Source organism: Kitasatospora sp. NPDC057936, from assembly GCF_042887525.1.
In the GTDB taxonomy this organism is placed as follows: domain Bacteria; phylum Actinomycetota; class Actinomycetes; order Streptomycetales; family Streptomycetaceae; genus Kitasatospora.
This window is the reverse complement of the sequence record NZ_JBHVPD010000102.1, coordinates 1-7,008: the sequence shown is the minus strand read 5'-3', so window position 1 is coordinate 7,008 and position 7,008 is coordinate 1. Positions and strand designations below refer to the sequence as shown.

The window sequence follows — 7,008 nt, the reverse complement described above, 5'->3', positions numbered from 1 at the left end:
CCACCCCCCCGGCCCCCGCCCCCCCGTCTTCCCCCCGGCCCCCCACCCCCCCCCCGGGGGGGGCCGGCCGGCCCCGCGGCCCGCCGCCGCCGAACCGCGGCGGGCGACCGGACACCGAGGAGAACACCTGTGGCCCGCCACATCTACGCCTGCCCGCTGCGCTGGTCCGACATGGACGCCTTCGGGCACGTCAACAACGTGGTCTTCCTGCGCTACCTGGAGGAGGCCCGGATCGACTTCATGTTCACCCAGGCCGCCGCGGCCGGTGCCGGGGAGTTCGCGGGCGGGTCGGTCGTGGCGCGCCACGAGATCGACTACAAGCGGCCGTTGGTGCACCGCCCGGAGCCGGTGACCATCGAGACCTGGGTGACCAAGATCGGTGTCGCCTCGCTGACCGTGGCGTACGAGATCAAGGACACCGCCGAGGACGGCGGCGACATCGTGTACGTCCGCGCCTCCACCGTGGTCGTGCCCTACGACCTGGCCGAGCAGCGCCCGCGCCGGATCTCCGCGGTGGAGCGGCAGTTCCTGTCCCGCTTCGTGGACGAGTCCGTCCCGGCGCAGCAGGGCGAGCTGAAGGCCGAAGCGGCCGTCGCCGTCGCCTGAGCGCAGAACCCGAGCGCAGAACCTGAGCGCAGAAACCTCCTACCGATACCGATGAGAGCCGAACCGCGTTGACCACCACCGACCGCCTCGCGCTGACCGACGCCGGCGAGGCCGCCGACCTGTCCGCCTTCCTGCTGCGCCTGCTGCGCTTCGACAAGGCGGCGGCGGTGCGGTTGCAGGCGGTGGCCCCGGCCGGGGGCGAGGGCGTGCTGGCGGTCTTCGGGCGGCTGCCGCTGGGCGGTTCGGGCGCGCTGGCGATCCGCACCGCGCGGCTGACCGGCCTCGGCGAGCCGGTCGACCGGACCGTCTCGGCGGGCCAACTGCTGGACGCCGTCGACGCGGGGACGGGCGCGGTCGCGCTGCCCGCGCCGGTGACCGGCCCGGCCTGGGCCGGGCTGCTGCCGCCGCGCACCGGCTGGCGGCCGGTCGGGGAGCCGGCGGTGGCCCGGGTGTACCCGGAACTGATGGCCGGCGTGCGGGAGTTCCGCGAGCGCAGCGAGGCCGTCCCGGAGCACCACCGCAGCCGCGCGGTGCTGGACGAACTGGCCGACGAGATCTGGTCCCGCCCGGTGGCGGCGCTGCCGGAGCTGCCGCTGCGGGCGGTCCACGCGGCGTACGTGATCGGCTTCCTGAAGCCGGACGCCCCGCTGACCGTGCACCGGGCCGGCGGCTGGCTGCGGCTGAGCGCCCCGGCCGGGTCGGTGGCGGTCCGCACGGCGGCCGCGCCGGGCGCGGGGCTGGGGCTCAGCCCGCTCAGGTAGGGCTGCTCGGGCAGGGCTGCTCGGGCAGGTCCGCGCAGGTAGGTCCGCTCGGGCAGGTCCGCTCGGGCAGGGCTGCTCGGGCAGGTCCGCGCAGGTAGGTCCGCTCGGGCAGGGCCGCAGGGGCCGATCAGCCCTCGGCGTTGATCAGCCCTCGGTGTTGATCATCGAGGCGGCGGCGTAGGTGAGGTAGTCCCACAGCTGCTGCTCGTCCTCGGCGGGGAGGGCGAGTTCGTCGACGCCCGCGCGCATGTGCGTGAGCCAGGCGTCGTGGGCCGCGCGGTCGACCTTGAACGGCACGTGCCGCATGCGCAGCCGCGGGTGGCCGCGGTGCTCGCTGTAGGTGCGCGGGCCGCCCCAGTACTGCATGAGGAAGAGGACCAGGCGCTCCTCGGCCGGGCCGAGGTCCGCCTCGGGGTACATCGGGCGCAGCAACTCGTCCTCGGCGACGCCCTGGTAGAACCGGTGGACCAACCGCCGGAAGGTCGGCTCGCCGCCGACCTTGTCGAAGAAGCTCTCCTCGCTGAGCGTGCCACGCCGGATCTCATTCACCCGACCATGGTCGCAGACGCCGACGGGGCCGTACACCGGGACCAAAGGCGTACGACCCCGCGGGGTTGGGCCAGTGCCGTGGCACTGCCGGGGAGCGACGGTCAGACGTCGTCCCACTTGAACAGCTTCGCCGAGATGAGCGTCAGCACGACGGCGAAGCCCAGCAGGATGCCCATGGCGGGCAGCGCGTCCATGACGCCGCCGCCGCGGCTGAGCACGGACCCGGCGGCGTCGACCAGGTGCCGAAGCGGCAGCACCTCGGAGATGGTCTTCAGCCAGCCCGGGGCGTCGTCCATCTTGAAGAAGGAGCCGGAGAGGAACGACATCGGCAGCACGATGATCTGCGAGATGCCGTTGGCCGCCTCCTCGGTCTTGGCGATCGAGCCGGCCAGCAGGCCGATCGACATGAAGGCGATGGTCGCGCAGACCACCAGCGGGATGATCAGCCACCAGTCGCCGCTGAGCTTGAGCCCGAAGTACGGCGTGGTGGCGACGACCAGGAAGATCGCCGTCTGGGCGAGGGCGGTGACCACCGACACCACGACCCGGGAGGCGATGACCGAGAAGGCGCTGACCGGGGCGAGCCGCAGCCGGCGGAGCACCTTCTGCTTGCGCCAGCCGACCAGGGTCAGCGAGGCGCCGAACACGGCGCCGGTGGCGACGGCCCAGCCGAGCAGGCCGGGGGTGAGGAACTGGATCGGCTTGAGCGACTGGTCCTCGACCTGGGTCGCGTCCAGCGAGAACGCCGGCGGCTTGCCGGTGGCCTGCTGGTAGGCGGCCTGGTTGGCCTGCTGGACGATCGCGTTGAGGATGCCCTGGACGGAGCCGGCGCGGACCTGGTCGGCCGCGCTGAAGTGCAGCTCGATCCTGCCGTCCGGGCCCTGCTCGATCAGCGCGTCGAGGTCGCCCTTGCGCACCTTGGTGAGCGCGGCCGCCTCGTCGTCGGTCCTGGTGATCTCCAGGACCTTGTCGAGCTCCGCGCGGCCCTCGCCCTGCACCGAGTCCAGCACCTGCACGGCGCCGACCTGGGCGACCTTGGCGTGCGGGCTGGTGGCGCCCTTGAGCAGGGTGCCGAACAGCAGCAGGAACATCAGCGGGAACAGCATGACGAAGAAGACGGCGCTGCGGTCGCGCTTGAACGACAGCAGCATCGAGCGCGACAGGCTCCAGAAGGCGCTGACCCGCTCGTTGTCCGCGGCGGCGTCGGCCGCACCGCCGCGCTGGGCGGGCACCTTCGGCTCGGTGGACTGGGTGGCGGTCATGCCCGGTACTCCCGTCCGGTCAGCTGGAGGAAGACGTCCTCCAGGGTGGCGCCGCGCACTTCGAGGCCGCGCAGGGCGTTGTGCTCGGCGAGGACGGCCAGGATCGGGGCCGGGAGGCGGGTGGAGAGGGACAGCGTGGTGCCGTCGTCCTCCAGGGAGGCGATGTCGGCGCCGGCCGCGGCGAGCAGGTCGCGCGCCCGGTCGAGGGCGAGCTGGCCGGACTCGACGCTGATCCGGACGGTGTCGTCGATCTCGCGGATCAGTGCCGCGGGGGCGCCGGTGTGCAGGATCTTGCCGTGGTCCATGATCGAGACCCGGTCGCAGAGGATCTCGGCCTCGTCCAGGTAGTGGGTGGTCAGGACGACGGTGCGGCCCTCGCGGTTGATGTCCCGCAGGAGGTCCCAGAGGTTGCGCCGGGCCTGCGGGTCGAGGCCGGTGGTGGGCTCGTCGAGGAAGACGAGCTCCGGGTCGTGGGCGAGCGCGCAGGCGATGGACAGGCGCTGGGCCTGGCCGCCGGACATCTGCTCGGTCATCACCCCGGCCTTGTCGGCGAGGCCGACCCGCTCCAGCATCGCGTCGGCCCGCTTGGGGCCGACCCCGTAGAACGACGCGAAGGTGCGGATGGTCTCCCGGGCGGTGAGCTTGCGGAAGAAGGCGGAGGCCTGGAACTGCACGCCGATGCGCGGCAGCAGCTGCGGGTTGCGCGGCCAGGGGGCCATCCCCAGCAGCTCGATCCGGCCCTCGTCGGGCTTGCGGATCCCTTCCAGGATCTCCAGCGTGGTGGTCTTCCCGGCGCCGTTGGGCCCCAGGATTCCGTAGAATTCGCCGGCTTCGACCGTGAGTGACACCCCGTCGACAGCCTGCACGTCCCCGTACCGCTGACGGATGCCGTCAGCGGATATAGCTGCAGTCATGAGCCCAGAGCGTAGGGCTTTCGTCTGAAAATATGCACATCGGCGACCAGAGATTTGTGCATTGTTTGAGGAACCGGGAAAACGCAGGGCCGGGCGAATGTTGTCATCCGCCCGGCCCTGTTGACCGTTGGTCAGGCGCGGTGCACGGTGATGGTCGTCCAGGCGCCGATGTGGATCCGGTCACCGTCGTTCAGCGGCACGGCGACGTGCGGCGCGATCGGCTCGGAGCCGCCGTTCACCGTCGTGCCGTTGGTCGAGTCCTGGTCGACCAGCACCCAGCTGCCGTCCGCCTGCTCGGCGAGCAGCGCGTGCTGGTGCGAGGCGCCCGGGTCCTCCGGCGGCACCGACAGGTCGATCTCCGGGACGGTGCCGCGGTGCTGGCTGCGCCGGCCGATCCGCAGCTGGCCGCGGCCGGTCAGCGGGACGCGCCGCTCGGGGCAGTACGGCGGGAAGAACAGGCCGGCCGCCTCGGGGCCGCTGCGGGCCATCATCTCGGTGAAGTACTCGCGGTCGGCCGCGACGACGGCGATCCAGTTGGTCCGCACCGGCTGCGGCGGGACGGCGGCGTGCTGCTGCGGATCCGGCTGCGCCGGCATCGGCGGGGCCAGGTTGAACGACGTGCCGAAGTCGCGGTTGCCCGGGTCGGCGTAGACCGGGCCGGAGTCCTCGCGCACCGGGGCCTCCGGGAAGGCGGCCTCGGGGTAGCCGTTCTCGGGCGGAGGGTAGCCGTAGGTGTGCGGCTGCACGGGCGGCTGCGGCTGCGACGGCATCGGCTGCGACGGCATGGGCTGGGCCGGAGCGTGCGGCTGAGCCGGCGCGTGCTGGTGGACGGGCGGCTGCACCGGGGCCGGTGCCGGGCCGCCGTACGCCGCCGGGATGTTCAGCGGCGCGGGCGCCTGCGCGGGCGGGGGCACCGGGGCGTGCCCGGCCGGGGCCTGCCGGCGCGAGGGGGTGGACAGGTCGTAGTCGTACCCGCACTCCTCGCAGAACCGGCCGGTCTGCGGGCTGCGGCAGATCGGGCAGACCGTCAGGCCCTCGGTCAGGCCCTGCGGCGCCGGGGCGGGCGGGGGCGGCGGCACCGCGCCCGGCGGCATCGGCGGCATCGGCGCCCCGTACGGTGCAGCCCCGTGCCCCGGGTGCCCGGCGGGTGCGCCGGGCACGGGTGCGGCTCCGTACGCCCCCGGGTGGGCTCCGGGCGGGGCCGGGGGCGGCGGAGTCATCGGAAAGCCGCAGAAGTCGCACCAGTCCTCGGCCTGCGACTCATGGCCCCTCGGGCAGATCGGCATCAGGTCCCCCTCAGTTCGTGCCGGCTTGGGGCGGCGGTCGCGCCGGGCGGCGGCCCGGTCACGTCTTCAGCGGTAGCGGTCACTTCTTCACACGTACGGTCTTCGTCGACCGGGTCTCGAGGGTCATCGAGTCGGCCTCGCTCACGTTCTTACGGAACCGAACCGTACCCTCCTTGGCGTCGACGACGTCCACCACCTTCTGGAGCAGCTTGTAGGTGCCCTCGTTGCCGGTCGCGTGGGCGATCCGGACGGCGGCGCCGAGCTTGGCGGTCGCGGTGTCGACGTCCCCGGCGCGGTGCGCCTCCAGGCCCTCCTGGATGGAGGAGGCGAGCTCGGCCTGGCCGGTGTAGTGGGCGACCTGCGGGCTGATCCGGGTGGAGGAGGCGAGGTCGTCCGTCCAGACGGCCTTGACCAGGCCCTGGGAGAGCACCTCGGGGGTGCCGCCGGCGGCCTGCGGGGGCAGCACGAGGCTGACCCGGGCGGCGAGCATCTCGTTGCCGACCGAGGCGGCCGGGACCTCGACGCACACGTGGTAGTCGCGGCTCTCGTCGCCCCAGGAGCCGGTCGGGTAGTCGCCGGCCCGCGGCCCGGCCTCGGCGCGCCGGGCGGTGAGGTCCTCGACGCTCGGGGCGACCTGCTTGACGAACTTGACCGAGGCGTTGGCCGGGGTCCAGATCCGCAGCGCGACGTCGGCGACCTGCTTGCCCATGGCGCCGGCCATCATCGAGCGGAAGTCGTCGGCGAGGCCGCCCGGTTCGGCGACGATGTCGACGGTGCCGAGCAGCGCGGAGGAGATCGTGCGCAGCTCGTCGATCCGCCAGTCGGTGCCGACGCCGCGGCAGTCGGCGGTGAAGTGGCCGGTGACGCGCTCGATGTTGCGGGCGAGGTCCTGCGCCGACTCGTGCTCGTTGTTGCCGTCGGTGAGCAGGATGGCGTGCCGGATGGAGATGTCGCGGCGGGTCAGGAAGAGCTTGTCGGCCTTGGCGAGCCAGGTGCCCATGGCGGTCCCGCCGGCCGCGGTGAGGCGGCGCAGGGACTCCTTGGCGTGTTCGCGGGTGGTGGCGGAGGCGGTGGCGAGGGTGCCGTCGCCGGGGTAGATGTCGCGGGCCTCGTGGGTGCCGGCGACGACCGCGAAGGCGGTGCCGTCGCGCAGGGCGTCGATGGCGGCGGCGGTGGCCTCGCGGGCGCCGTTGATCTTGCTCTTGGGGTAGTCCATCGAGCCGGAGCAGTCGACCAGGATGACCACGGCGGCGGTGCCGGCGGCCCCCTGCGTCCCGGCGTCGGCGACGCCGAGCGGGCGGCCGCCGGTGGTGCCGCCGCCGGTCGCGGTGACGGTGACGATGGCGTTGACCTCGCGGGCACCGTCGGCGAGGAACTCGTTCTGGAAGATGTCCACGTCGAACCTGGGCAGGTTCGGCTTAGCCAGTGTTGCCATGGGCCGGTGGCTCCCGTCGGGATGAAGGGTTGATGCGGGATCGGTCGGTGCACCCGCCCGGCGCTCGGGCCGGGCGGGGCGGGCGGGACGGACCGTCGGGACGTCAGGCGGTCGGCGGGTGCGGCGGCTGCGGCGGAACGGGCGGCACCCCGGGGGCGCCCGGCGGGCCGGCCGGCGGCGCGGGCGGTGCCGGCG

7 protein-coding genes are annotated in these 7,008 nt (G+C 73.5%); 2 read left to right on the top strand and 5 right to left on the bottom strand.

Annotated features, from left to right (window positions below):
- The first annotated feature begins 129 nt into the window (after positions 1 to 129).
- Positions 130 to 606 carry an acyl-CoA thioesterase gene (locus tag ACFVU9_RS37295; RefSeq protein WP_380499425.1) on the top strand — a complete coding sequence of 159 codons (477 nt, stop codon included), beginning with the start codon at positions 130 to 132 and terminating at the stop codon, positions 604 to 606.
- 68 nt (positions 607 to 674) lie between these two features.
- A complete protein-coding gene (locus tag ACFVU9_RS37290) occupies positions 675 to 1,367 on the top strand; it encodes a hypothetical protein (RefSeq protein ID WP_380436694.1) in 693 nt (230 codons plus the stop codon).
- 144 nt (positions 1,368 to 1,511) lie between these two features.
- Here the strand turns inward: ACFVU9_RS37290 and ACFVU9_RS37285 are convergent, their stop codons facing one another.
- The 5 genes from ACFVU9_RS37285 to ACFVU9_RS37265 all read right to left on the bottom strand — a co-directional run bounded on the left by ACFVU9_RS37285 (position 1,512) and on the right by ACFVU9_RS37265 (position 6,813).
- The gene (locus tag ACFVU9_RS37285; protein ID WP_380436696.1) at positions 1,512 to 1,916 is read right to left on the bottom strand and encodes a globin; all 405 of its coding nucleotides are present in this window, start codon (positions 1,914 to 1,916) and stop codon (positions 1,512 to 1,514) included.
- Between the two features lie 101 nt (positions 1,917 to 2,017).
- Positions 2,018 to 3,178: an ABC transporter permease gene (locus tag ACFVU9_RS37280; RefSeq protein WP_380436698.1), complete on the bottom strand. Its 1,161-nt coding sequence runs from the start codon at positions 3,176 to 3,178 to the stop codon at positions 2,018 to 2,020.
- Positions 3,175 to 4,092 (bottom strand): ABC transporter ATP-binding protein, encoded by a 918-nt coding sequence (locus ACFVU9_RS37275; protein WP_380499428.1) that lies wholly within the window; start codon positions 4,090 to 4,092, stop codon positions 3,175 to 3,177. Before ACFVU9_RS37275 ends, ACFVU9_RS37280 begins: the two co-directional genes overlap by 4 nt.
- A 131-nt stretch (positions 4,093 to 4,223) precedes the next feature.
- Positions 4,224 to 5,195, bottom strand: coding sequence for an FHA domain-containing protein (locus ACFVU9_RS37270; RefSeq protein ID WP_387601284.1), 972 nt, complete (start codon positions 5,193 to 5,195; stop codon positions 4,224 to 4,226).
- Between the two features lie 262 nt (positions 5,196 to 5,457).
- Entirely contained in the window at positions 5,458 to 6,813 is a 1,356-nt protein-coding gene (locus ACFVU9_RS37265; protein WP_380436703.1) for a VWA domain-containing protein, read from the bottom strand.
- Between the last annotated feature and the right edge of the window lie 195 nt (positions 6,814 to 7,008).

Bases quoted from the DNA above. Each gene is read 5' to 3' on its own strand.
- ACFVU9_RS37280 (WP_380436698.1), bottom strand. From the start codon at position 3,178: ATGACCGCCACCCAGTCCACCGAGCCGAAGGTGCCCGCCCAGCGCGGC.
- ACFVU9_RS37275 (WP_380499428.1), bottom strand. From the start codon at position 4,092: ATGACTGCAGCTATATCCGCTGACGGCATCCGTCAGCGGTACGGGGAC.
- ACFVU9_RS37270 (WP_387601284.1), bottom strand. From the start codon at position 5,195: ATGCCGCCGATGCCGCCGGGCGCGGTGCCGCCGCCCCCGCCCGCCCCG.
- ACFVU9_RS37265 (WP_380436703.1), bottom strand. From the start codon at position 6,813: ATGGCAACACTGGCTAAGCCGAACCTGCCCAGGTTCGACGTGGACATC.